This window comes from Paenibacillus sp. YYML68, assembly GCF_027923405.1.
Lineage (GTDB): Bacteria > Bacillota > Bacilli > Paenibacillales > NBRC-103111 > Paenibacillus_G.
In genome coordinates, this window is sequence record NZ_BQYI01000001.1 from 3,756,061 (window position 1) to 3,781,595 (window position 25,535).

At 56.2% G+C, this 25,535-nt stretch carries 24 protein-coding genes; 12 read left to right on the forward strand and 12 right to left on the reverse strand.

Features of this window, described 5'->3' with window-relative positions; genetic code table 11:
* Positions 1–207: 207 nt before the first annotated feature.
* Together sigK and PAE68_RS16860 are read right to left on the reverse strand one after the other, a co-directional pair.
* Positions 208–909, reverse strand: a complete 702-nt coding sequence (gene sigK, locus PAE68_RS16855; protein WP_281888842.1) for an RNA polymerase sporulation sigma factor SigK — start codon at positions 907–909, stop codon at positions 208–210.
* A gap of 12 nt (positions 910–921) precedes the next feature.
* On the reverse strand, positions 922–1,578 hold the full coding sequence (locus PAE68_RS16860; RefSeq protein WP_281888844.1) for a transposase: 657 nt from the start codon (positions 1,576–1,578) through the stop codon (positions 922–924).
* A 4-nt stretch (positions 1,579–1,582) separates the two neighbouring features.
* Here PAE68_RS16860 and PAE68_RS16865 point away from each other — a divergent pair, with 4 nt between their 5' ends.
* Together PAE68_RS16865 and PAE68_RS16870 are read left to right on the forward strand one after the other, a co-directional pair.
* Positions 1,583–1,783 carry a hypothetical protein gene (locus PAE68_RS16865; RefSeq protein WP_281888846.1) on the forward strand — a complete coding sequence of 67 codons (201 nt, stop codon included), beginning with the start codon at positions 1,583–1,585 and terminating at the stop codon, positions 1,781–1,783.
* Positions 1,784–1,931: 148 nt separating this feature from the next.
* Positions 1,932–2,243, forward strand: a complete 312-nt coding sequence (locus PAE68_RS16870; protein WP_281888848.1) for a hypothetical protein — start codon at positions 1,932–1,934, stop codon at positions 2,241–2,243.
* Positions 2,244–2,619: 376 nt separating this feature from the next.
* Here the strand turns inward: PAE68_RS16870 and PAE68_RS16875 are convergent, their stop codons facing one another.
* A complete protein-coding gene (locus PAE68_RS16875; RefSeq protein ID WP_281888850.1) occupies positions 2,620–3,255 on the reverse strand; it encodes a UPF0158 family protein in 636 nt (211 codons plus the stop codon).
* 465 nt (positions 3,256–3,720) lie between these two features.
* Between PAE68_RS16875 and PAE68_RS16880 the strand changes: the two genes are divergently transcribed.
* Positions 3,721–4,815 (forward strand): hypothetical protein, encoded by a 1,095-nt coding sequence (locus PAE68_RS16880; RefSeq protein ID WP_281888852.1) that lies wholly within the window; start codon positions 3,721–3,723, stop codon positions 4,813–4,815.
* A gap of 21 nt (positions 4,816–4,836) precedes the next feature.
* On the opposite strand, the gene PAE68_RS16885 is transcribed toward PAE68_RS16880, so the two are convergent.
* From PAE68_RS16885 to pdhA, 5 genes are all read right to left on the reverse strand, one after another.
* A complete protein-coding gene (locus PAE68_RS16885; protein ID WP_281888854.1) occupies positions 4,837–6,462 on the reverse strand; it encodes a phytoene desaturase family protein in 1,626 nt (541 codons plus the stop codon).
* A 223-nt stretch (positions 6,463–6,685) separates the two neighbouring features.
* Entirely contained in the window at positions 6,686–8,101 is a 1,416-nt protein-coding gene (lpdA, locus tag PAE68_RS16890; RefSeq protein ID WP_281888856.1) for a dihydrolipoyl dehydrogenase, read from the reverse strand.
* 6 nt (positions 8,102–8,107) lie between these two features.
* On the reverse strand, positions 8,108–9,478 hold the full coding sequence (locus PAE68_RS16895; RefSeq protein WP_281888858.1) for a dihydrolipoamide acetyltransferase family protein: 1,371 nt from the start codon (positions 9,476–9,478) through the stop codon (positions 8,108–8,110).
* A gap of 32 nt (positions 9,479–9,510) precedes the next feature.
* Entirely contained in the window at positions 9,511–10,491 is a 981-nt protein-coding gene (locus PAE68_RS16900) for an alpha-ketoacid dehydrogenase subunit beta (protein WP_281888860.1), read from the reverse strand.
* Positions 10,492–10,515: 24 nt separating this feature from the next.
* On the reverse strand, positions 10,516–11,586 hold the full coding sequence (pdhA, locus tag PAE68_RS16905) for a pyruvate dehydrogenase (acetyl-transferring) E1 component subunit alpha (protein ID WP_281888862.1): 1,071 nt from the start codon (positions 11,584–11,586) through the stop codon (positions 10,516–10,518).
* 221 nt (positions 11,587–11,807) lie between these two features.
* On the opposite strand from pdhA, the gene PAE68_RS16910 reads away from it, so the two are divergent.
* Positions 11,808–12,533 (forward strand): alpha/beta hydrolase, encoded by a 726-nt coding sequence (locus tag PAE68_RS16910; RefSeq protein WP_281888864.1) that lies wholly within the window; start codon positions 11,808–11,810, stop codon positions 12,531–12,533.
* A gap of 78 nt (positions 12,534–12,611) precedes the next feature.
* Here PAE68_RS16910 and PAE68_RS16915 read toward each other — a convergent pair whose 3' ends face one another.
* Positions 12,612–13,490 carry a lipoate--protein ligase family protein gene (locus tag PAE68_RS16915; RefSeq protein WP_281888866.1) on the reverse strand — a complete coding sequence of 293 codons (879 nt, stop codon included), beginning with the start codon at positions 13,488–13,490 and terminating at the stop codon, positions 12,612–12,614.
* Positions 13,491–13,678: 188 nt separating this feature from the next.
* Here PAE68_RS16915 and PAE68_RS16920 point away from each other — a divergent pair, with 188 nt between their 5' ends.
* The gene (locus tag PAE68_RS16920) at positions 13,679–13,861 is read left to right on the forward strand and encodes a hypothetical protein (protein ID WP_281888868.1); all 183 of its coding nucleotides are present in this window, start codon (positions 13,679–13,681) and stop codon (positions 13,859–13,861) included.
* A gap of 121 nt (positions 13,862–13,982) precedes the next feature.
* Here PAE68_RS16920 and PAE68_RS16925 read toward each other — a convergent pair whose 3' ends face one another.
* Both PAE68_RS16925 and PAE68_RS16930 read right to left on the reverse strand, forming a co-directional pair.
* Positions 13,983–14,528: a GDYXXLXY domain-containing protein gene (locus tag PAE68_RS16925; protein WP_281888870.1), complete on the reverse strand. Its 546-nt coding sequence runs from the start codon at positions 14,526–14,528 to the stop codon at positions 13,983–13,985.
* Positions 14,521–15,747 (reverse strand): DUF2157 domain-containing protein, encoded by a 1,227-nt coding sequence (locus PAE68_RS16930; protein WP_281888872.1) that lies wholly within the window; start codon positions 15,745–15,747, stop codon positions 14,521–14,523. Before PAE68_RS16930 ends, PAE68_RS16925 begins: the two co-directional genes overlap by 8 nt.
* A gap of 201 nt (positions 15,748–15,948) precedes the next feature.
* Between PAE68_RS16930 and PAE68_RS16935 the strand changes: the two genes are divergently transcribed.
* Positions 15,949–16,995: a metallophosphoesterase family protein gene (locus tag PAE68_RS16935; RefSeq protein ID WP_281888874.1), complete on the forward strand. Its 1,047-nt coding sequence runs from the start codon at positions 15,949–15,951 to the stop codon at positions 16,993–16,995.
* Between the two features lie 44 nt (positions 16,996–17,039).
* On the opposite strand, the gene PAE68_RS16940 is transcribed toward PAE68_RS16935, so the two are convergent.
* Complete coding sequence (locus PAE68_RS16940) at positions 17,040–17,888, reverse strand: glycoside hydrolase family 191 protein (protein ID WP_281888876.1); 849 nt, start codon at positions 17,886–17,888, stop codon at positions 17,040–17,042.
* A gap of 160 nt (positions 17,889–18,048) precedes the next feature.
* On the opposite strand from PAE68_RS16940, the gene PAE68_RS16945 reads away from it, so the two are divergent.
* From PAE68_RS16945 to pelG, 6 genes are read left to right on the forward strand one after another with little or no spacing between them, the layout of a single operon-like run.
* Positions 18,049–18,468 (forward strand): response regulator, encoded by a 420-nt coding sequence (locus PAE68_RS16945; protein WP_281888878.1) that lies wholly within the window; start codon positions 18,049–18,051, stop codon positions 18,466–18,468.
* A complete protein-coding gene (locus PAE68_RS16950) occupies positions 18,465–19,694 on the forward strand; it encodes a hypothetical protein (protein ID WP_281888880.1) in 1,230 nt (409 codons plus the stop codon). The genes PAE68_RS16945 and PAE68_RS16950 overlap by 4 nt, the downstream gene beginning before the upstream one ends.
* A 5-nt stretch (positions 19,695–19,699) precedes the next feature.
* A complete protein-coding gene (locus PAE68_RS16955) occupies positions 19,700–20,812 on the forward strand; it encodes a hypothetical protein (RefSeq protein ID WP_281888882.1) in 1,113 nt (370 codons plus the stop codon).
* Positions 20,772–22,625, forward strand: a complete 1,854-nt coding sequence (locus tag PAE68_RS16960) for a DUF2194 domain-containing protein (RefSeq protein WP_281888884.1) — start codon at positions 20,772–20,774, stop codon at positions 22,623–22,625. The genes PAE68_RS16955 and PAE68_RS16960 overlap by 41 nt, the downstream gene beginning before the upstream one ends.
* 2 nt (positions 22,626–22,627) lie before the next feature.
* Positions 22,628–24,055, forward strand: a complete 1,428-nt coding sequence (gene pelF, locus PAE68_RS16965; protein ID WP_281888886.1) for a GT4 family glycosyltransferase PelF — start codon at positions 22,628–22,630, stop codon at positions 24,053–24,055.
* The gene (pelG, locus tag PAE68_RS16970) at positions 24,043–25,500 is read left to right on the forward strand and encodes an exopolysaccharide Pel transporter PelG (protein ID WP_281888888.1); all 1,458 of its coding nucleotides are present in this window, start codon (positions 24,043–24,045) and stop codon (positions 25,498–25,500) included. Before pelF ends, pelG begins: the two co-directional genes overlap by 13 nt.
* Positions 25,501–25,535: the final 35 nt, after the last annotated feature.

Consider the following 25,535-nt stretch of genomic DNA (forward strand, 5'->3'; position numbering starts at 1 on the left):
CATTCGAAAGGGGCAATGATAATGATTCCAAAAAAGCTTGATGCCCATACTGCAATGAGCTTAAAACCATACTTGAAAAACTCAATATAAATAATCATAGGGTGACAATTGACCGTGGTCGTCCCATAATGTGGATGATATGCTACTAGTCAAAACAAAAAACTGCCAAATCCCTTTAGATTAGGAGAGATGGCAGTTTTTCTTATCCTATCGCTTCGCCTTATAAAACTCATGATACAGCTTCATCAGCGCCCGCTTCTCAATCCTCGACACGTACGAGCGCGAGATGCCAAGCTCCTTCGCAATCTCCCGCTGCGTCCGCTCCTCACCTCCAGCCTCGAGGCCGAACCGTCCGACGACGACCTCCCGCTCCCGTTCATCTAATATATCGAGATTTTTGTAAATCTTGCTTTTTTCAATTTTCAGCTGCACCTTATCAACGACATCGTCGGCGTCCGTGCCGAGTATATCGATCAACGAAATCTCATTTCCCTCCTTGTCCGTCCCGATCGGGTCGTGAAGCGATACGTCCTTCTTCGTCTTCTTCAGCGATCGCAGGTGCATGAGAATTTCGTTCTCAATACAGCGTGCGGCGAACGTCGCCAGCTTCGTCCCTTTGTCCGGGCTGAACGACTCGATCGCCTTGATCAAGCCAATCGTACCGATCGAGATCAGATCCTCGAGGTCCTCGCCGGTGTTGTCGAACTTCTTGACGATATGCGCCACGAGCCGCAGGTTATGCTCGATCAACATATTGCGCGAGTGCGTGTTGCCCTCGGCCATCAAGCGAAGATGCCGCTCCTCCTCCGCCTCCGTTAGAGGCTGCGGGAATGCATTGTTTTTCACGAACGAGACGAGAAGCATGAGCTGCTTAATAAAGATCGATATGGCCCCAAATAGTCCAAACACGGCGGTCACCCCTTATGAAGAGATCACTACCATTGTATGTGGGCGACCGCCCAACCGTGCCTGTACGACTTGAACTTGCGGATATGTAATATATTCCATAGCCTGATTATCCGATGACTTCCTTATATCTGGACAGTGAAAAGTTTCAATAAGTCTTGCAAACTGCTGTACATGTGTGTCACAATCGATATAGATTCGCTGTTGCCCTTTGTGGTGTGACATGCGGACCTGACAACGAGTGTGGAAGAGGCCACGAACCATTTCGCCGTGGGTGTAGCCTTCATCACTCGTTTTTTCTTTGTTTAATTCGTATAGAGCAACGGACAGCAACGTTTCGGCCGTAAACAATAGTTCGAAGTGTGCATGGTGATGGGCTTCAGTTTCGGAATGACACTTCTTCTCCAAGGCTAGCTCCTGCTTGGCCGTACGGAAAAACACCTCGATCCGCCAACGCTTCACGTAAGTACGCAAGGCTTCTTCAGGCGCATCGAAGCGGTTGCTGATGAGCAGGTAGGCACCCTTGTAAGTCGCGGGGGCTTCCTCCTCCGTCTCGAGCAACTCGGAATCATCTTCCTTTAAGCGCATGGCGGCTACAGCGGCAATTTGTACATAGCGCTGCTTGTTGACTTGCTTGCCTCTGCGGTTCGTTACAGGATGAGGCTGCTTCATGTAGATGTCAGGAATCGCAAGTGAAACCAGTCCTGACGCACCCTCGGCAGCACAAGTAACAGGTTGTAAAACATTGATGGGATATCCGAGATATCAAGAAAAGACTGGCGACCTGTGGGAAGATGATGTGTGGTTTGATGACTACATAGGCGACTATAAAGCAAGATTACTCCATACCGTTTATTATGAAGAAAGAGCAATGTAAATTTCCTCCTTTGCGGATGAATCCTTTGTCTAGGTATGTAATTCTGGACTAAGGATTCATTTTTACCTTTATTGACGAATTCTCAGCAACTCCGGTAATAAAGTTAGAATATAATATGTCTACTGATATAAAGAAAGGAGGAACCTTCGTGAGATACCGAATGATCGGTTTTCTCGGCATTGTTACCGGGATATGCTTGTTGGCTAGTCAGCTTATTCATGTTCACGGCGAGCGGGTATACGTCTATCCGCCTGGCACACAGGCAGACACTTATCCTGTAGAAAATGAATCTCAGGATATTCAACTGGTTGTTGATGGGTGCTCGTCTGCCCTAAAGACTGTCACGATTAAAGTGTCGGAAGCCGAGGCTAAGAAAATGCGCGAAGAAGCTGGCTATTCATCCGAAGGGGTAAGCGGAGGAATCATTGTCTACTCCAAGGAGACTGGTTCCTGCTCTTGAACAAAGTTGAGCGATCTGGGTCGAGTGTTCGCGCTTGAGCTTTCTAAAAAGCCGCCTCATTTGCCAGTCCTATGGCACTTTGAGGCGGCTTATAACGGTTGTAAAAAGGATATCAATTTAGGCTCAAAACTTACCGGAACATCTCTCCATTCCGGGGGGGAAGAGATGACGCTAACTCTCCCTGATCGTTAATTTTACCGTACTCACGGGGAAAATAAGGTCCTCTGTGTCCTCAACAAGTTACCATGCTTGCTATCTGCCGTATTAACGTCTCTTCTGTCCGTTACGGAGACGTCGAGTCCACCGTCCGCTTCGGTATACACCGACTATGACTCACACCTCCAGCATGGTGTCGCACGCATGGCAGAAGCTCTCTCTACACCACCGTTACCTTATACCCAAGCGACTCCAGCCATTCGAGCACCCGTCCGCGATTACGCTCCTCCACGAATCGGTAATAGCGTTCCAGCTCAGCTGGATACGAAGCCAGGGCATTCTTGAACCTGCGGAACATTTGGCGTCTGTGGTAGATCGTATCCGACAGTCTCTTCCTAAGCTTGCTGTCCGCCACCGTCTCTGTGAAATCCGTCAGGTCTGCCTCCCCCTCCCACGATTCGGTATGTGGTACCCGGTAATAGCTCTCACCGAAGCCTTCCTCGATGAGCTCACTCAGCTCCTCATCCTCTTCATCCCGGTCGTACGTTCGAACGGACACGACCTCCTGCGTCTCGATGTTGAAGAAGAAATCGAACCCATCCATGCGCCAATCAAACGTATCCGCCAGCTCCTTCAATACATCCGCTCTGAGCTGAAGCTCCTTCCATACTCTATCATCCTTTCTCAGCTCAGCATGCTGCTCTCGCCGTTGCTGCTCTTCATGCTCCTCCCACGTGACACCATAAGGCGCCCCACCCTCGGTATAGCCGATGATCATATAGAAATAATCGTCCTGCTCAAATATGGACTCATTCCTGTTGTCCTCCACAGCTCGATGTGACCTACGTCGCTTCACCCGATAACCCTCCCTAATTATGTAAATACCGTTTGTCAATCCGACCATGAGAGAAAATTTCCCTTTTCTCATTCTACGCTATATTGTAGCGACCTAAACGGTCATTCGTCCAGCTCAACCGAGACATTCGCTCAGGCAAATCCATGAATGCCTACATACGTTGTAGGGTAGATGGCGGAACCTGTTATTTCAGGAGGAGCAACATTGCCGCTCACGCGCACCTTCAGGAGACGCATGATCAAGGATGGCCCTCAATTTGGCTGCGCCAAATTCGAGGCTTGCCATAACAACTTCCGGTAAGCTCGGAACCTGTTATTTCAGGAGGGGCAACATTGCCGCTCACGCGGCACCTTCAGGAGACGCATGATCAAGGATGGCCCTCAATTTGGCTTCGCCAAATTCGAGGCTTGCCATAACAACTTCCGGTAAGCTCGGAACCTGTTATTTCAGGAGGGATAAATCAACATGGGAAAAGATATTATCGATGTATACGTATCGGGGCACGTGAAGGATGACGAGGCGGTGCTTGTCCTCGATGGCTATTGCCGGACAGCGACGGAGCTGATGGATGTGCAAATAGGGGAAATGATAACCTTAACCTGCAAGGATAGGCAGCAGCGTGTTCGCATTGCCCAAGGAGACGCCGATGAATGCGCGTACCCGTACCTCGAGGTAAGTCCGACGACCGCAATGGCGCTCGGGCTAAAGGACATGGCACGATACCGCGTCGACTATGACGCCGCGATGAAGCAGATGACGCTGCACCGGGCACCGGTCAGCGGCTCGGAAGCGAGACTGCAGCTCGATCCGCGCAAGAGCAAGCTCCATCGCCTCAGCATCGGGCCTGCGCTCGCCGCAAGACTCGGCCTGTGGGAGAAGCCGAGCAGCACCATCGTCGTTTCGAACGGACAGCGGAAGATGAAGGCTCGACTTCACCTTATCCCGAATGAGATCAGTGAGCAGCTCAAGCTGTCAGCCGGGTTATGCAGGGAGCTTGAGCTACCGACAGGTACTCACTTAACGGTCCAGTACAACCAGCGAAGCAAGACGCTGCTGCTGGCACATACGTCTGTAGCTGAAGAGATGGGCGGTGTACAGAAGACGCATGAGCATATGGAAGAGCAGGACGCCGTACTGCAGTCCATCCTGATGTCAACCGGCTGGAGACGAAGCCATACGACAGCAGCACATACGAGCAAGTCACAGCGTCTTATAACGAAGACACCCCTATCGACGCCAGCATCGAGCGCACGTTCCGAGACGCCAGCCGTATTCCAGACTACGATCAATTCAGCCTCTGCCAGCTCATACAGCCAGCCCGCGCCTGCAGCATCGTATGGCATGAGCCGTCTCTACGCCGGTCCTGAGTCTGCAAGCAAGCGTGATCGACGAGCTGCGCCTAGGGCGCAAACGCCCGTAAGCAGCAAGAGCGCCATCCGCCGAGCTGCTTACACAATCTCTACGGCGAGTAATAATCGAAGCAACCGGACTCGGGCTGCTCACAAGAAGAAGCTGCGTACGTCTAGCCTTTGGCTCAATAACATGGTGCTGCCAGGCTGATCAGCAGCTTGGCCTGCAGCATCAGCGGCTAGTCTGCTTCTCCAGCTGTGCGCTCAGCCGCTCGGCCACCATCCACCCGGACATCGCTGTGCCGAGCGTGCCCGCACCAGGATATACGTGATCGCCGCACACCCACAAGCCTTCAGTATCCGTATAAGGAGAAGCCATACGGAGCACGTCAGATGCCCTGCTTGGCGCTGGTCCGCCGACATAACCGAGCTCCCGCTGCGTATAGCGCTTGAACGTAACTGGAGTCGCAGGCAGCAGCAGCTCGACCGTGCTACGGAAGCCGGGAAGCGCGCGTTCGCAGGATGCCAGCATGCGCTCGGTATACGCGTTCTTCAGAGCCTCGTAGCGGCTGCGATCCCACCACATCTTCGCCTCGGTATGCGTGGATGCGGTAACAGCCGTACGTCCGGCAGGCGCGCGACCCGCGTCCAGCTCGTGCGAGAACGAGAGCAGCAGCTGATTCCCTTCGGTCATCGGCTCATCATAGGAGCTGATGACCTGATGGTACAGCACCTCGGCTTCGCGAATCGGATTCGAGTCAGCTGCTGTCAGCTTGCAGCCCATATATAGCGCGAATGCACCCCACGCCTCGGACTCGACACGTAATGCCCCGTTGCTGTGACCCATTTCATCACCTACATCCTCCTGGGCGTACTGCTTCTGCACGTACGTGGACGAGGAGCTGGCCGCAGCTCGAGCCATCTCGATAGGAGCTTGCTTCGCTGCTGAATCCTCACCCTTTCCACCCGCTTCCAGTAGATTGTTCAGATGTCGATGCGAATTGTTCACCACGACGTGTCTTGCAAGAACCTGATCGCCTCGTGCAGATTCCAGCAACCACCCGCTACCTATACGCTTCAGCGACCGAATGCGTGTGCGCAGCTTCACTTCTCCACCACGCTCTCTCACAGCGCCAGCCAGATCCTCTGCGATTCGAGCAAGGCCACCCTCCACATAATAAGCACCGCGGTGAAAAACGTTCAGCGCCGTATAGCCAAGCAGCGCCGGACAGCGGTCCGCCGTCGTCTGCACACTGTCGATCAGCTGTCCGTTCAAGAAATGGACGAATGGCTTATTCCCAGCGAGTCCGAACCGCCGCAATCGCTGCTCCACGGTCTGCAGCAGCAGTGGAGCAGCAGATACAAGACGCGGAGACAGCATACGCATGAAGCGACGCACATCGTCTATGCGCTTCGGGGGGAGCAGAGGACGATGCTCAGCCATCCCCTCAAGCATCGAGGAGCAGCCCAGCACCTCGGTGTAGAAGTCCACGATCGCCTGCGACTGCTCGGGGAACACTCGCTTAATCTCCTTGAACCAATCATCCTTGAACCGATAATAGCGAGTGATTCGATCAGGAAGATGTACGTCCATAATGACAGACTGCGAGCGCAGCGGTGGATTCGGCAGCTTCAGCTCCCGATACAGCCGATCGAACAAGCCTCCCCGCTCGAAGCCCATGCCATACGTTGCCCCGACAGAGAAGCGATAGCCCTCTCGCTCGAACTTGCCCGCACAGCCGCCGAGCTCGCTTGAGCCCTCGCATACGACAACATGCAATCCTTTAGCGGCGAGCACTGCCGCCGTTGCAAGACCGCCGAACCCTGCCCCAATTACCGCTACATCCGCTGCCCGCATTGTTCTTCCCCCTGTTCCTTCGTTCCTGGATGCTCACACTGAATCATTAGGCTTGGCTAAGCATCAACATCGTATAAACATTATACAAAGATTATACTAACATTAAATTCAAAAAACAACACGTAAATTGTGAATAGTTGTCGAATTATCAACCCCTAACGACAACAGCCCTGCATACGGCTCAAAAGAGCTGCATGCAGGGCTGTTTCAATACAATAAATATCTACTTGCCGAGCTGGTGAATCGGATGACCAAGCGCGCCTTCAGCGGCGTCCATCGTAATCTCACCAAGCGTCGGATGCGCATGAATCGTCAGCGCGATATCCTCAAGCGTAGCGCCCATCTCGATTGCGAGCGTCAGCTCGGCGATCAGGTTCGACGCCTCGGCTCCAACCGCGAAGCCACCGACCAAGAGACCTGTATCCTTGTCGCCGATCAGCTTCACGAAGCCGTCCGTCGCGTTCATCGACTGCGCGCGTCCATTCGCTCCATAAGGGAATTTACCTACGACCACATTGATACCCTGTGCCTTCGCTTCCGCCTCGCTCAAGCCTACGCCTGCGATCTCAGGATCTGCGAATACAACAGACGGGATCACCTTGTAGTCGACAACGCTAGGCAGTCCAGCGATCGACTCTGCCGCTACCTTCGCCTCGTACGACGCCTTGTGAGCAAGTGCAGGACCTGCCACGATGTCGCCGATCGCGTAGATGTGCGGGACGTTCGTCTGGCACTTCTCGTTGACTGGGATCAAGCCGCGTTCGCCAACCTCGACACCTGCCAGCTCGAGCGACAGCTCTCCGTCCGTATTCGGGCGGCGTCCGACGGTGACGAGCACGTAATCCGCTGTAACCTTCTTCTCCTCGCCCTTGACGGTGTACGTCACGGTCACGCTGTCGCCGGATTGCTCGCACGACTGTGCAAGCGCCTCGGTAACGATATCCACGTTCAGCTTCTTCAGGTTGCGCTCGACGAGCTTCGTCAAGTCCTTCTCGAAGCCTGGCAAAATGTAATCGGAGCCCTCGAGCACCGTTACCTGCGTGCCGAACTTCGCGTAAGTCTGGCCGAGCTCGATACCGATGTAGCCGCCGCCGATAACGATCATGCTCTTCGGAATTTCCTTCAGCGCGAGCGCCTCTGTCGAGGACAGAATGCGTCCGCCGTAAGGGAACGCCTTCAGCTCAATCGGGCGGGAACCCGTCGCGATAATGCAATGCTCGAAGCGGTAGCGAGCCGTTTCGTTGTCGTTGAACAGACGCGCCTCATGCTCGTTGATGAACAACGCTTCACCGCTGAACGTCTGAATTTTGTTACCCTTCAGCAGCATGTTCACGCCGCCGGTCTGCTTCTTCACGATGCCGTCCTTCCACGCCTGCACCTTGGAGAAGTCAACCTTCACATTCTCTGCTGTAATACCGATCGACTCGCTGTGGCTCGCCAGCTCATAGTGATGAGCTGCCGAGATGAGCGCCTTGGACGGAATGCAGCCGCGGTTCAAGCAGACGCCGCCGACCTCGTCCTTGTCTACGACAAGGACGCTTTTGCCTAGCTGGGCTGCACGAATTGCCGCGACGTAACCGCCGGGACCTGCGCCAATGACGAGAACGTCTATTTCTACCGATGCGTCACCTACGACCATAGTCGGTTACACCTCCATGACGAGCAGCTCCGGATCGGAGAGCAATTGTTTGATATAGTTCAGGAAGTTCTGTGCCATCGCGCCGTCGATGATGCGGTGGTCGAAGCTAAGCGACAGCGCCATGACCGGAGCCACAACGATCTCGCCATTCTTCACAACCGGCTTCTCCGTGATGCGTCCTGTTCCGAGAATCGCAACCTCAGGGAAATTGATGATCGGCGTGAAGAACATGCCGCCCGCGGAGCCGATGTTCGTGATCGTCAGCGTCGAGCCGCGCAGCTCGGAGCCGCTCAGCTTGCCGTCGCGACCGCGAACAGCCAGATCCGTGATCGCCTCAGCGATCGTCCAGATGTTCTTGCGGTCTGCGTCCTGAATAACCGGAACGATCAGGCCGTTGTCCGTGTCAGTCGCAATACCGATATGGTAGTACTTCTTGTACACGATCTCTTGCTTCTCTTCGTCGATCATCGCGTTCATCGCCGGGAACTGACGAGCAGCCGCAACGAGAGCCTTCACGATGAAAGGCAAGTACGTCAGCTTGACGCCCTTCTTCTCGGCAACAGGCTTCGCCTTCGTGCGCAGCGCGACGAGTCGAGTCACATCGACCTCGTCCATCAGCGTCACGTGCGGAGCTGTGTACGCGCTCTTCACCATCGCATTCGAGATCGCCTTGCGAATGCCCTTCAGAGGCACGCGCTCCTCGACGCGGTCGCCGCTGATTGCACCGGCTGCGCTCGATGGCGCAGCCGCAGCTACCGCCGGCGCTTCGCCAGCCGCCGCCGCACCTGCTGCTTCAGCTGGCGCCGCTGCCACAGCAGCCGCACCGCCGCCAGCAGCGAATGCGAGCACGTCTTCCTTCGTGACGCGCCCATTCTTGCCCGTCGCCGGTACCGCGGCGAGGTTCACGCCCTTCTCGCGCGCGAGCTTACGCACGCTCGGCGTCGCGAGCACGGCGGCCTTCGCGCTGCCGGCCGCCGCAGGAGCTGCTGCCGCTGGGGCGCTGCCTGCCAGCGGCGTATCGATCTTCGCAGCCGCTACGTTCGCTGCGACCGCACTGCCCACCGGCTCGACAGCCGCCGGTGCAGGAGCTGCCGCCTCAGGCGCATGCCCATGGCCTGCCTGCTGAGGCACCTCGCCGACAACGTCGATCACAGCGATGACGTCGCCTACGGTGCACACGGTACCTTCGCCGACCTTCAGCTCGACGATCGTGCCTTCAACTGGAGAAGGAACTTCAACAGTCGATTTATCGTTCTGTACATCCATTAATATCGTTTCATCGTTCACGGTATCTCCCGGCTTCACATGCCACTTGACGATCTCGCCTTCATGGATGCCTTCCCCGAGCTCCGGAAACCGGTATTCAAATGTTGCCATCGATGGTTCACCGTCCCTTATCGCTTATCGGATTAAAAATCAAGCACTTTGTTCAAGCCAGCCACAATACGGGCCGGGTTCGGAAGCCACTGGTCCTCCACCTGTGCGAACGGATATACCGTATCCGGAGGCGCAACGCGCAGCACCGGCGCTTCCAGATGAAGAATCGCCTTCTCGTTGATCTGTGCGATGACTTCCGCTGCGATGCCGGACGTCTTCTGTGCTTCTTGAACCACAATGGCGCGGTTCGTCTTCTTGATCGATTCTACAATCGTATCTGTATCCAGCGGCATCAGCGTGCGCAGGTCGATAACCTCGACCTTCACGCCGCGCGTCTTCTCGATCTCCTCAGCTGCCTTGAGCGAGGTGTGAACCATTGCGCCGTACGTAATGATCGTCACGTCGCTGCCCTCGCGGACAACGTTCGCCTTGCCGATCGGCACCGTGTACTCGCCCTCAGGCACCTCTGCACGGAACGAACGATACAGGTTCAAGTGCTCCATGAAGAAGACCGGATCGTTGTCGCGGATCGCGGAGATCAGCAAGCCCTTCGCATCGTAAGGGTTCGAAGGCACAACGACCTTAATACCCGGCGTCTGCACGAGCAAGCCCTCGAGCGGATCCGTGTGCAGCTCAGCAGCCTTTACGCCGCCGCCGAATGGCGTACGGATCGTGATAGGCGCCTGGTAGCGGCCGCCGGAGCGGTAACGCATACGAGCAGCTTGTACCGCGATCTGGTCGAACGCCTCGAAGATGAAGCCGACGAACTGAATTTCCATAATCGGACGGAAGCCTTGAAGGGCCATACCGACCGCCATACCACCGATTGCAGACTCAGCAAGCGGCGTATCGAATACGCGCTCCTCGCCGAATTCGCCTTGAAGTCCTTCTGTCGCACGGAACACGCCGCCTACCTTACCGACGTCTTCACCGAAGATGACGACGTTCGGGTCGCGCTGAAGCTCGACGCGCATCGCGTCCTTTATCGCTTGAATCATTGTCATTTGAGCCATGGCTGAAAGTCCTCCCCTTTACCCTTACGCTAAATAATCCGCTTTTTGCTCTTCCAGATGCTGCGGCGTCGTCTCGAACATGCTGTCGATCAAGCCAGGCACAGTCATCTTCTCGACTGTCTCAGCCTTCTTGATTTGCTCGGCTACCGTATTCTTCGCTTCCTCCGCGACAGCTGCTTCTTCCTCGTCCGTCCACAGACCCTTACCCTTCAGATATGTGCGGAAGCGGTTCAGCGGGTCCTTCTGCTCCCATTCAGCCGTCTCTTCCTTCGTACGGTACTTCGACGGATCGTCGCCGGACATCGAGTGCGGCAAGTAGCGGTACGTGATCGCCTCGATCAACGTTGCGCCTTCGCCGTTACGCGCGCGCTCTGCTGCATCCTGAACCGCCTTCGTCACTGCGAGCGGGTCCATACCGTCGACCTGAACGCCTGTAATACCAGCTGCAACAGCCTTATGCGCAACCGACTTCGCAGCCGTCTGCTTCTCATATGGTGTCGTAATCGCATAGCCGTTGTTCTGTACGATGAAAATTGCAGGCAGCTTGAACGCTCCCGCAAAGTTCAGCGCTTCGTAGAAATCGCCCTCGGACGAACCGCCGTCGCCTGTGTATGTGATCGCAACGCGCTTCTCACCGCGCTTCTTGAACGCCATCGCAACGCCCATCGCATGCAGGTACTGGGCACCGATAATGATCTGCGGCATGAGCACATGCACGCCCTCCGGAATTTGGCCGCCGTGCTGGTGGCCGCGGGAGTATAGGAACGCCTGGTACATCGGCAGGCCGTGCCATACGATCTGCGGCATGTCGCGGTAGCCTGGGCATACGAAGTCGTCCTGGTTCAGCACGAACTCGCTGCCGACCATCGTCGCTTCTTGACCGGATACCGGTGCATAGAAGCCAAGTCTTCCCTGACGCGTCAAGTTCACCGCGCGCTGGTCCCATGTGCGTGTAAATACCATCCGGCGCATCAGCTCGCGCAGCTGATCATCGGACAGCTTCGGCATTTCTTCAGGATTCACAATTTGACCGTCTGTCGATAGAACGCTCAACGGCTGTACATCCTGTACGTCAACGATATAAGGCTTGCTCATCAGTAAGTCACCTCTTACGGTTAATGGAAAATCCGGTAATGCTGGTAAAACGTAAATCTGTTATAGTAGTATTATAAACCTGTTTTCCGTCGGAACACAATATACTTCTTGTATTTATTGATATTTTTATTGACTGCCGACTATAACAGTGTCAACACGCATATAATACAGATTCACAAAATCTTAAAAACTATTATAATACAAACGGAGGCTCAGGCAGTATGGATGACGCTATGTACTATAAAAGAACGATCGTCAAGGAGCACGTTCCCTCCCAAGAGCTAGGGGAGGAGCGGCCGCTTCGCATCTATTTGCCCCCCGGCTATAACGAGCTGCTGTCGTATCCTGTCGTCTATTGCCAGGACGGGGAGGACTTCTTCAACTTCGGTCGGATCGCTACGACGATGAATCGGCTCATCTACGACGACAATGCGGAGCCCGCCATCATCGTCGGCGTCGACGTCGATAAGGCTGTCCGCACGAGCGAATACGCACCGGAGGGTGAGCGCTTCGAGCGGTATTGCCGCTTCTTCGCGGAAGAGCTGCTGCCGTATGTAGAGAGCCGCTATCCCGTTCGAACGACGGCTGACGAGCGACTGCTTGCCGGCGATTCACTCGGAGCTACCGTCTCCTTACATCTCGCCTTGGATTATCGTAGCCTATTTACCCGTGTACTATCCTTATCCGGGGCATTTTTGCAGAGCACCCAAGCAAGAGTCGCCGCAGAGGACGACTTGTCCTGGCTGACGCTCTCCATGCTTATTGGTCTGGATGAAAAGGACGTCAGCACCGGACGCGGCACGTTCGACTTCGTGGAGGCCAACCGCAACACGAAGAAGCTCCTCATCGAGAGGAGCTGCCAGCTAGAATATGAAGAGAAGCCCGGCAAGCATCTGTGGGGCTTCTGGCAGCAGGAGCTGCCAAGACTGCTGCGCAGGTTCGTGTAACGAGGGAGACCGCTTCGCACTTGTGGCGCAACAGCTCGCTGGAGTGCGGTTGCGCCTGCTCATGGTAGCCGCCTCGCCCTACCCGAGCCCGTACCGCGCTCGCAGACGCGCCACCATCTCGCGCACGTCGGCCTCGCTCGGCAGCCGCAGCCGCGCGGCCGCATCCGCGAGCCCCGCTGCGCTCTGGCGCTCGCGGACGACGCGCTTCACCGCGTCGATGAAGGCATCCGCCCCGGCGAAGCGCTCGGGGCCGAGCAGCTCCGCGAGGCTCGCCATGCTATGCGCGGCGACCTGCGGATGCGCGCCCACTGGCGCGCCCGCTCCCGCCCGCTCGTAGAACTGGCGGGCGAGCCCGGCCTTCTCGCCGCCCGAGCCGGCGGCGATGACGAACGCCTGCACGACATAGCCGTGCAGCTGCCGTCTCTGCGCAATGCCGCAGAATTTGCGCCCGCCGATGCTCAGGTCGAAATCGCCGGGACAATACGCCCCGTCGATCTCGCCTTTGTCCACCCCTGCTCCGGTCTCCTGAAGCGCAAGCGCGATCAGCTCGTACATCAGCTCGAAGTCGTCGTGGAAATCGATCTGTCCCGCCGCCTTCGGCAAGATGATCGAGACGTTCACGACGCCCTCATCGAGCGGAACCGCCGCACCTCCCGAGTTGCGCACCGCTACGCTGTAGCCGTCCGCCTCCAGCCAGCGAGCCGCGTCACGCGCTCCCGGAAGCCGACTGTCGCGCAAGCCCATGACGAAGCCGCGTCGATGCCGCCACATGTGCAGCAACGGCGGCCCGCCCTCACCTACACTGCGGCACAGCAGCTCCTCAAGCGCGAACGGATCGAGCACATCCTCGTCCAGCTCGGCTGTCCGGTCCAGTATCAACAGATCGTTCAATCCGGCGTGCTGCGGACGTTGTGTACCATCCCTTCCTTGCTCTTGCTCTTGCCCTTCCACCTTCATCCATATCCCTCCTGCTTACGCATCCGCTCGTTTTGTCCCATTGTAAAAGGGAAGCGCACCGCTTGCAAGGTATACCACTTTACAAGCGTAAATACACTCAATTCCGCTACAACAAGGACACGCACCCGAACGTTATGAAGTGAGCACTCGTATAATGCCAACAACGTAACATTGAGGAGGTGAGCTGCATGGATCGATTTTTGGCCTACTTCGGCGGACTGCTCGGCGGATACGCGATCGTCATGGTACCACTTAGCGGCGCTGGTCTTGGCTTTCTTCACCCAATTGTACACCTCATCGGCACGCTGGCGATGCTGACCTTCGCAGGCGCAATGATTGTAAGCGGAGTACGTTATATGCTGCGCAAATAGACGAATCAACTACATTCATCGCTGCGTCACCAGTGAGCGAGGCACTTCCTCCACAGGCGCAGTCACACAACAGCCCCCGAGCACGAATGTGCTCAGGGGCTATCTGACTACTTCCCACTTTCTATTCCACCAGCTGCTCGATCTTCATCTTGCCCCACGGGGCAACCTTCAGCTCGACGACCAGTCGGTCCGCCTTCTCCTCCAGCGCCTTGCCGGTATTCTCCGGAACATAGAACTTCTCAATGCCATAACGAACAGGAATGCCCATACCCGAGTACTTGTGGTCCCAGTAATATTCAGTACTGCCGATCAGCACATATTCACCCGCACCTGCCTCCAGCGGCTTATCTGATGCTGCGATCGCCTCATAGATGCCATCGGCACCGGACTTCACCACGACGTACAGCTTCGTGCCTTGCTCCAGTCGTTCAGGACTGCCCTGCCAGATCGATAGCGGAATCGTGCTGATTTCATATTGAAGCGTTACATAATCACCGTAGAACAAGTCCCGCGGATCGACAGGCACCGTGCGAACCTTGATCGAATCGCCGAACCAACCAATCGCATAATATGAGACTGCAAGACCCGACAGCACCAGCACCTGAAGGAGCACGACCAGCATCACGAGCGGCTTCCGGCGGGTAAACCATGTTCGATTATCAGTCATCGCCGCTTCCCCCCTTCACTTCACTCAACACCTGCTTGTTGCGGCGGTTCAAGAACCAGCTCAATCCGATCAGCAGCATACCGCCGAGGATGAAGAACAGCGATTTGTCCATGAAATTCCATGTCAGCTTGCTGTAAGCGACAAGCGCTGTTCCGACGAACAGCACGGTGCCGAAGTTAACCTTGAAGCTCCAGCCCTCGGCATACCCCCGCCACAGCACCCCGAGCGAGAAGACGAACAAGCCGAGCAAGTACAACAGCCCCATGCCCTGCGGCACATACATAAATGGCAGCAGCAGCACCCATTCGAAGGCGCTCGGCAGGCTGCCTCTGTAATATTTACCTGCTAGCGATACGACGAGGACGAACAACAGCAGCCCGATATACGAGAACGGCTCGGCCACGATATCTTCCCGAATACCGACTCCAGTCCAGTCATGGGTCATCACCAGCACCACGTTGAACAGGAATACAGAGGCTAGCGGCGAAGCCTGCAGTGCGAAGCTGCGTCTCCGTTCCGGCAGCCAGTCGCCTAGTGCATAGAGCGCCATCATCGGAATGAGCATCCAGCTCGCCTTCAGCTCCGCAGAGAGCGCCCACATCAGCGACTGCAGGGATACGCTCAGGCTGAACAGTAGCAGCAGCAGCGTGCTGCTCGACCGCCACGCGTACAAGCCGAGCGCAAGCACCATCACCGTGAAGCAGACGTAGCTGAAGCCGTCGAACTGCGACACGCTGTACCATTGGGCAATGTTGAACAGCGCTATCGACAAAATATATAAGTAACGACTCTTATATAAATAAGCTGCAGCTGCTCCCGCCGATGCCCATAAAATAAACGACGTGGCGTCGTAGGCGACCATGTGGAACATTTGACCGATCAAAATAATGCCTGCGCCGAAGCTGATGACACCAAGACCGATTAAGGCGATGCCAAGCTTCTGCTGTCCGCTGCGCACGAACGACTCTCCGCCAGCATAGAAGCCGACCATCACCGCTGCGATGAACAGCAGCCTCACAAGCTGTGGAATCTCCTGCCAGTTCGCCGCGACGAAGCTCAGAATGCCTAGGCCGACGAGCACACTCCCAAGCAGAGGCAGCACACCAAGCATGGATCCTCTGCCCACATACAGAGCAACGATCGCATCCGCCTGCTCGCGGGTCACGATTCCTTTCTCTACCCATATCGGAGCTTCTCTCTCCGCCCATTTCCTGCTCATTCGCACACCACCCCGATTTCCGGCTCTATGCTGCATGATGAGCCTTATTATCTTTAAGTATACAGCTTTCATTCGATAGCTTGTAAGTACTAACCTGGCATAGTACCGCATATAGCTGCAATTGTTTCAATTTTAAACTATCGTGCTATATAATAAATGTACTTACAGTCACACTAGGCCAGCTTATGGGAGGAACCGATCATGATATCCAGAAGACTATTTGTGAAGCAGCTGCTCGCTCTGATTACGCTCGTCACCGGCGGCGTTGCCGCATCGCGAAGCTTGCTCCGCCCTGAGCCGGAACAGGCACAGCCTGTCGCAGCAGAGAGCGCTCCAGCTGACAAGGACGCGCAGCAGGCAGCTAATCAAGGCGAGGGAGCTCTGCTTGCCTCGTTTTTTTTGCTCAGCGACATTCATATATCGGTAGCCGATACGTCGATTGGCGACAAGCTCGATCTGGCGCTCAAGGATGTGACTGACTTCGAATCGCCTGTGGATACAATTATATTCGGCGGGGACTTGACCGACTTCGCCCGTGATATTGAATATAAGCAGCTGCGCACCATACTGAATCGCTATAAGCTACCGCCCTACTACGCCAATATGGGCAATCATGACTACTATGACATTTGGCTGACTGACGAGGGTGCTTTCTCGACCGAAACGATGCCGAACGGCAAGACAGACGCGATGGCCAGAGAGCGTTTCATTCAATTTTTCAATTACAAGGGTAAGCCTTATACCGATGTGTGGGTGAACGGTGTTCACTTCATCCTGCTGTCGCAGGAGCTGTATGTGCAGGAGAAAAAAGATGTCGGCGAAGGCGCCTGGTATTCGGATGAGCAGCTCGCCTGGCTCGAGGAGACGCTGAAGGCGCACCAGGACGGGAAGCCTGCGCTCATCTTCATCCATCAGCCGCTGCCTGCTCCCGGAACGGACGGCGGCACACACCGGGTCATTCGCGCCAAGAGGCTGCGCGCCATTCTGGAGCCGTACCGGAACGTATTCGTGTTCTCCGGACATACGCACCGCAACTTCCGCAGCACGAATCAGTATAACACGGAGAACACGTTCCACTGGTTCAGCAACGCGTCCGTCGGCAAGACACGCTCAGCCGGAGACGGCAAGCCTGCCGTGCAAGGCATGTATGTGCAGGTGTATGCCGATCGCGTCGTCGTACGCGGGCGTGAATTCAGCGATCGCTCCTGGATTGCGTCCGCCTCCTGGACCGTGCCCCTGAAGGCCTAGTCGGCTCATTGGACGCTTGAAGCGCTGCACAGCGGGGCCATGCTCTAGTCGTGCAGCTTATCGTAGCCGTACGGTGAATCCCAGTGCACATACTTCAGCTTCGCGGCTTCCTTCGCACCTTCCTTGCCTGGCGGAGCGATCGACACGGAGAAGACGGCTACTCCCTTGCGTTGCTCCCGGCGAAGCCGATCGACGCGCTGACTTACCCACTCGCTGTCCTTCCAGCCGCGCTGCCAGTCCTCCCAGAGGAAGCCGTGTATGTAGCCCGAGGCGGCAGACAGTGAGTCGAAGCCGCGGTTCTGAATGACCAGCATCGTCCCGAACCGTTCGCGGATACTTCTCAGCAGCTCGCGGTACCCGTCCCGAAGCTGCTGCTGCAGACCGGGATCAACCACATATTCGTCGATGTCGCCGACCGTGTCGAGGAACACGACGCCGAAGCCTTTATTCGCAGCCGACGCACCGATCTCCTCGAGCAGCAGCTCCCGGTATTCAGGACGACGCAGGTCCATCAGGTAAGCGTCCCATTGCGGGATATGTACTTTTCGACCGTGCTGTATGAGGTAATGAGCGTCCTGCAGTCGTTCGAGACGCCACCTGTTCCAGGCCGGAGTCTCCATGACACTGATATAGGCCGCAGGCATCGTTCCTGCCAGCTTCAGCTGCTCCACCTGCGAGGCGGTATAGCTCTGCGGCTCGATGACAGCCAGCTGTGCCTTCGTAAGCTCGGCCATCGTTCGCTCGCTTGGAGGACCGTAATAAATTTGGAACGATTTGACTTCATGCAGCGGTCCCTTCTTAACCTTCCAGAACGGGAGCATGAACAAGACGGTGCCGACGCATAGCACCGCCGCAGCCGCAATACGTGTACGCTTACCTGGCATTGTTCTCATTAAGGTACAATTCCCTTCTACCTCTACTTATTATTGGAATGGAACGATTCAGCAATTAACGTTATTATACAAGCATAAGCTTGCACGGGCTATAGCCTGTAGATTGGTCAAGACTCGGAGCATCTAACCTATGTGACCGTATTCGATATGGAGGTTAATCATGAAACAGCTTGTCATCGTTGACGACGATACCGTATTGCTGAGCCTGCTGCACGATATGTTCGCGCTGCGCGGCCTTGACGTCCGCACGTTCGATCAGCCATCGGAGGCACTCGCCCACATTCAACCAGAGACGACAGACGCTGTATTGTCCGATTGCCTGATGCCCGGCATGGACGGCTACTCCCTGTGCAGAGAGCTGCGCTCGCGGCCAGGCTTCGCCCGCAAGCCGATCTTCATCATGAGCGCCAAGCATTCGATCAGTGAGCTGGCGAAGGCCATGGCCGCTGGCGCAGACGAATATATTATTAAGCCGTTCCAGCCTGATGACATCGTCCAGCGGCTGATGGCTGCTTACCGCAAGAAGCATAATCCGATCGTGATGAAATCCGGTGATGACAGAAGGGACGACCCCCATTGATTTATAAACATACGAAGCGATGGCTCCCCCTGATCGAGCTGCTTGCTGTGATGGGCATCATCTTCGCGGGCATGACGATATGGCAGTGGAGCTTCCATGACTGGTCGCCGAATCCACTGCTATTTGTTGTCCTCTATTTCGCTCTACGATACGGCATTCGTTCTGGCCTACCTGCTGCCGTCCTCGCCGTTCTCCTATATGCATGGGAAGTGTATGAGAAGGAGCAGGATTTATTTTTTATGCTGAATGATTGGCTATTGTACAAGTGGGTTGTAATATTTCTGCTCACTGGACTTGTCGTCGGCTTCTACGCGTCGGAATGGCGGTCGCGCTACTTCACCTTGGCCGGCGAGTACGAGGAGCAGGAAGCTCGCTTCACCAAGATCGAGCAGAGCTACAAGGAGCTGAGCATCGTGAAGGAGGCGCTGGAGAAGCGCATTGTAGGCGCGCAGGACAGCCTATTCACACTGTACAAGATGGCCAAGGCGCTCGGCTCGGATGACTCGGAGATTATATTCACCGATGCAGTGCGTCTATTCAAGGAGCTGATTGGTGCTAGCTCCATCGTCATCTACCGGATGGATTCGTCCGGCAAGGCGCTGCGCCTGAAGGTCAGCTACGGCGCTGGGACGAGCTACCCATCCTCCGTCTTCATGGATCAGGACTCGCTGTACCGACGCGTCTGCGAGAGCAGGCTCATCCAGCTGCGCAGCGAGCAGGAGCAATCGAGCATCCCGGTGATGGCCGGTCCCATCGTCGGTGAGCACGGCGACTTGATCGGCGTTATCGGCTTGAACGGCCTCGACTTCAAGACGGTGAACCGGCAGACGGTGGAGCTGTTCCGGCTTATTCTGCTATGGATGGGCGAGAGCTTCGTGAAGGCGTATCGACTCGAGAAGGCGGCTAGACAGGAGAAGAGCTTCCCGGGCACTTCGATCTTGAAGCCGGAGCACTTCTACAGCCGTCTAACCGAGGAGACGACGCGCGCCTCCGACTTCGACCAGCAATTTGCACTGTTCCAGCTGCCGATTGATTTCGGAGCACAAGACAGCGAGGCTGGACTGCGCGAGGTAGAGTCGTTACTTAAGCATACGCTGCGTGAGAACGACGTCATGACCTATGATGCCTTCCGCGGCGAGCTGCTGTTCCTGCTGCCGGCGACTTCGCCGGAGCTGAAGGATAAGATCGAGCAGCGAATTCGCAGTCGATTCCAGGAAGGGGCTTAGCCGCGATGAAACGAACACGCACCTCCAAGCATCGGGATTTGCCCCGCTTCATCGTGTGGCTCGTCGTGCTGACAGCAGCGCTCGGAACGATCGACTTCCTGGCCTTCCTGCTGCTGTCCCCGAAGCTGGCGCTCGCCTTCCCGGGCCTGGCCGGACTTGGCATCGGCTGGGCCGCTGCCTTTGCGCTTCATTCGTTCAGCTGCGCCTTGGTGTACGCCTTATTTACGTTCAAGCGGGGCATCCGCGTCCGAGATCAAGTGAGCCTGCAGCCGCTCTATACGATGGCTCTATTTTTGCCTGGAATCGGGCTCATGTTCATCTCGCTGCTGCTGCTGTTCTTGTTCATCGGCAGGTATGACGATCAGTTTTTTACCGAATATGAAAATTATGTGTACTATACACCCGACTCGCTGGAGACGTATGTCGTCCATATGGACAAGGCGAACGGCCTTGTGCCTGTTCGTGAAATTCTGCAATCCGGCAGCCACGACAGCAAGAAGGAAGCGCTGTTCTCCTTGCTCCAATATGAAGGCAGTGCGAAGGTTGCGCTGTTCCAGGAAGCGCTGCGTGATCAAGACCCCGAGGTCGTCCATTACGCTGCGACATCGCTCAATTACTTGAACGAATCGTACGTCCTAAGCCTGAAGCGGCTCACGCAGGCGCTGAAGGAGGACGAGCTGTCGCTTCCGATCTGGAGCGAGCTGCTCGAGACGTACGAGCACTATCTGGAGAGCAGGCTACTGAGCGCGGAGCTGGCTGCTGGGGTAGAGGAAGCATGGAGCCGTTTGATCGAACGCGGTCAATCGCTGTTCCCCACAGAGCCGATGTTCACCGCATTCGCGTGCCGGGCCGCCCTATGGAGATGCGATTACAAGGTCGCCGAGCGGTATGCGCGTACACTTGGGCAGACGCCTGCTTACCGGTATTTGGCCTATGCGGCGCAAGCCGAAGCGCTGTACAGCGGGGGTCAATTCGAGGAGCTGCAGCAGCTGGCGCGGCGCTGGCAGGAGAGCGGAGAGCCGATTCCGGACCGCTACGCATCAGCTGTAGAGCTGTGGAAGGAGATGAATGGAAGCCTTGTCCCGCAAACGCAAAATGTTTACCTTCGTTACCGGTAGTCTACTCGCCGTCGGACTGCTGCTGCAGCTGCTGCGGATCGTTCAAATTTTCCCTTCCATCAGTATCACCGCCTACATGGAGAAGCCTCTCCAGCTTCTCACCGCTTCAGCAAGCGAGCTGGAACCGCCCCCCGGCGCTGCCGAGCTCGAGCTGAAGCTATATGTGAGGTCTGGCGACACAGAAGGGGTTAAGGTATTCGGCAACCTCGTCCGTGCGCTGGAGCTGGCCAAGCTGCCGTGGGAGGAAGTGGAGGCTGAAGATATAGAGGAGCTCGAGCCGCGCGGCTGGCAGGTGCTTGTGCTGTGCGGCGAGCAGGTGTCGGAGCTGGAGCTCGAAGCTGTGAAGCGATACGTGTCCGCTGGCGGACGGCTCGCTGTCTTGACCCGATTCCTGGAACCGAGCTGGAACGAACTTCTTGGCATTCGCATTAATGAAGGCTATTTGAACAATACCGCCTACGGTATTCAGTTCATCAAGTCGGTGTTCCCCGGCTATCCGAGCTTGCCCGAGACGAACAAGACGCTATCGAACAGCATGCTGAAGGTCGAGCTGAACGAAGCGGCTGATGTATATGCTGCCGTCGAGAAGGTACCGCTGCTATGGACCCATTCGTACGGACAGGGCAAGGTGCTCGTCTGGAACGCTACAGGTAATACTCAGAAATCGGTACGAGGTCTACTCGTGCATTCGCTCGGACTGGTGACCGACAGTCTGGTGACTGCTCAGGTCGGTATTCGGAGCCTGAACATCGATGACTTCCCTTCGCCTGCTCCGGATGCGACCAATCCCATCATCGCCAAGGAATACGGAATGAGTACGGCGGACTATTATGAGCGCGTATGGTGGACCGACATGGAGCGGTTCGCCTTGCAATACAACTGGAAGTATACCGGTCTCATGATCGGGAATTACCGCAACGAGACAACCCCTCCCTTCGCGTCGCTAGTGGAGGAGGACGCGCACGTGACGCGCTACTTCGGCTCGAAGCTGCTGCGGATCGGCGGCGAGCTCGGTGTGCACGGCTACAACCACCAGTCGCTCGTGACCACAGAGGAGCCGATTCCAGCCTACCTCGGCTACAAGCCTTGGCCGAATGTGGAGGCGATGACGCTCGGCCTGAAGCAGCTGGCTGAGCTTGCGCACTATCACCTGCCCGAGCATGAGCTGCGAACCTATGTGCCGCCGTCCAACATCCTTGGACCTACAGGTAAGGAGGCTATCGCCCAGGGGCTGCCGAGCGTGAGCATTTTGGCTGGACTGTACGAGGACACAGGTGAGCCCGGTGTCCTCGTACAGGAGTTCGGACCTGATCCGGATGACGACCGCTTCTACAGCTTCCCACGCATGACGAGCGGATATTGGCTGAACGATACGAGCTTGTTCCTGCAGAACGATGTGATTGCCAACCTCGGTCTCGTGCATCACTTCGTCCACCCCGACGATGTGCTCGACAGCAGACGCTCGTTCGGCAAGGGCTGGGGCTTCCTGAGCTCTTGGTTCGAGGATTGGATGAATGCACTTGTGAAGTCCTATCCCCATCTCGAGCCGCTGACGGTACGGGATGCGGTCAACAAGCTGAGTACGTATCAGGACGGTACCATCCGCACTTATTACACCGCGAATGAGATGACCGTTGTGGCCGATCAGGTGCCCGCACCGATCCATTACATCGTACGTGCGCCATCGGGCCTTAAGCCAGTCGCAGCCGCCAAGGACTTCTCCCTGTTCGAGGTAGACGCCGAGAACAGGCTCTGGCGTGTGGAAGCTAGCAAATCACGAATTACGATCACATTCCAAGCAGAGGAGGAGTAAGGGTGAACATCGCACTGATCGTCGAGGGCAGCTATCCGTACGTATCCGGCGGCGTAGCCAGCTGGATCCAGATGCTCGTCTCGTCGATGCCCGAGCATCAATTCGAAATTATCGCCATCTCCTCCTCCCGCAAAGATGCAGGAGCCTACAAGTACGAGCTGCCCAGCAACGTCCTACGTGTGCATGACGTGTTCATTATGGATTACATGCAGCTCGCCGAAGGGCGAGGACCTCGGCTCAGCCGCGAGGAGTCCGACGCTTGCCTGAGCTGGTTCAAGCTGGAGGGGCGCTCTGAACAGGCGCTGCCGATCATAGCAGACGTCGGAAGGCTCGGCAGCCCGATCGCCTTCCTGAAGAGCGAGGCGTTCTGGGAGCTGCTGGTCTCGACCTACAAGTCGGAGATGCCGGAGCATTCGTTCAACGCCTACTTCTGGACGTGGCGCTCGATGTACTTGCCTGCTATCTATTTGCTGCAGCAGCCGTACCCCGAGGCTGATATTTATCATGCCGTGTCGACAGGCTATGCAGGACTCATTGCAACGTACTTGCGACTGCAGCGCAGGAAGCCGTTCGTGCTGACCGAGCACGGCGTGTATGCTCGCGAGCGCGAGGAGGAGATTCTGCAGTCGGCGTGGGTCGAGCCCGCGTTCAAGCCGAGATGGATCGACTACTTCTACCATCTGTCGAAGGGTGCGTACCGGATTGCCGATCGCACCATTGCCCTGTACGGCGGTACGCAGCGCATTCAGCTTGAGCTTGGCGTGCCGCCTGAGCGCTCGCTTGTCGTGCCGAACGGTATCGCCTACGAGCGGCTCTCCTCGCTGCCCCGCAAGCCCGTCAGCGATCAAGGCGCTCCCATCGTATTCGGGGCGCTCGTCCGCATCGTGCCGATCAAGGACATTAAGACGCTGCTGTATGCGACTCGCATTGCTCGACAGAACATCCCGGATATGCAGCTGCTCATTCTCGGACCGACAGAGGAAGACCCTGAGTATTACGAGGAATGTCTCGCGTTAACGAAGGGGCTTCAGCTGGAGGACGTCGTTACCTTCACCGGCAAGGTCAACATAGCCGAATATTTGCCGAAGCTGGATGTACTCATTCTGAGCAGCATCTCGGAGGGTCAGCCGCTCGCCGTCCTCGAAGGTATGGCCGCAGGTATTCCTTGGATCTGCACCGATGTCGGCAGCTGCCGCGAGCTGCTGGAGGGACGGGACGAGCATGATCCGGGCACAGCCGGGTACGTCGTGCCTCCGGTGAATCCTCCCGCCATGGCTGAGCGCATGGTGCATATGTACCGTTACCCGGACGAGCGCAGCTATATGGGGCGTGTCGGCCGCAAGCGCGTCGAAGCCTTCTATCAACAGGCGCAGTTCATTCACACCTACAGAATGCTGTACGAGGAGGCCGTGACCCAATGGCAGGTATAGGCTTCAAGCTGCAGAAGCTGTTTCGCGACGATTATACATCCCTTCACATTCGCGCTTATGCCTATGCGTCCTTCATCGCTGCCGGACCGTGGCTCATCTCGGTCATCAGCGTCGCGCTGATCAATCTGCTCGTGAAGCGTCTGGGCGGTCTGGAGGAGCTCGAGTCGCAGCTGTTCATCGTCACGATCTCGTACTCGTTCATCTTCTCGCAGGTACTGTCGGGAGGCTGGCAGCTCGTCGTGACCCGATTTTTAGCCGATCACTTCTATCAGAATAAGCTGGACATCATCACACCGACCTTCACCGGCATCAGCCGCATCGTGTTCGTCACCTCACTAGGTGCTGCCATCTTGTTCTACATCGGCTCACCGTTGCCGTTTAGCTACAAGCTGATCTCGACGATGCTGTTTTTGATGATTGGTCAAATATGGCTATGCATGGTCTTCTTATCCGCGGCCAAAAATTATCAAATCATCTCCTACGCCTTCCTCACCGGCAGTATCGTCTCCGTGCTCGGCGTATTCGTGTTGCTCGCTACCCCGCTCCCATTCGAGCAGCATGAACGCGTGACGAATGTGCTCATCGGCTTTACGGTAGGCGTCGGCATCACACTCTTGATGCTGCTGGCGGTGCTGCTCCGTACGTTTCCGGCTCGTACGAGGCAGAACCATTACGGCTTTTTGCACTATGTGGACAAATACCCTTCGCTGCTCGCCGTCGGCTTTTTGTACAATCTCGGTATTTGGATGGACAAAATATTGATCTGGCTCGGTCCGGCTGGCGTCTATGTCGAGCAGACGTTCCGATTCAGTCCGATCTATGACAACGCCGTCTTTCTCGCCTACTTTTCGGTCATTCCGTCGCTTGTATTGTTTGTTGTCGCCGTGGAGACGGAGTTCTATAGTCGGTACCGTGAATTTTACGGCTATGTGACGAACGGGGGGACGCTGGAGATGATCATGCGCGCGAAGAAGCGGATGGTCGAGGTGCTGTGGTATCAGATGCTGCGGCTGACGAAGCTGCAGGGCGTCTGTACGCTGTCGCTCATTATCGTGGCCGATTTCTTATTCGATTGGCTGAAATATGCGGAGATGACGACCGACATCTTTCAGATCTACGCTCTTGGCGCGATGACGAGTACGATCATGCTCATGTGCATTCTCATTATGCTGTACTTTGAGGACCGCAGAGGAGCGCTGTATGCGTCCGTTTTATTTTTCGCGGCCAATACGGTCATGACGCTCGTCGTCATTCCGCCGGGCCTTGACTATTACGGACTCAATTATTTCCTCGCCTCCTTGATCAGCTTCGCTTATTGCGGCTGGCGGCTGCTGAAGTATCTAAGTCGCATCGAGGTGCATACGTTCGTCACCCAGGGCATATTGGAGAAAGAGGTGCGTGGACCGTTCACGCGGCTGGCTGAGAAGGCGCAGCGGCTGTTCTGACGCTAGGAGCTAGGGTAATACTTGTGCAACAGTCT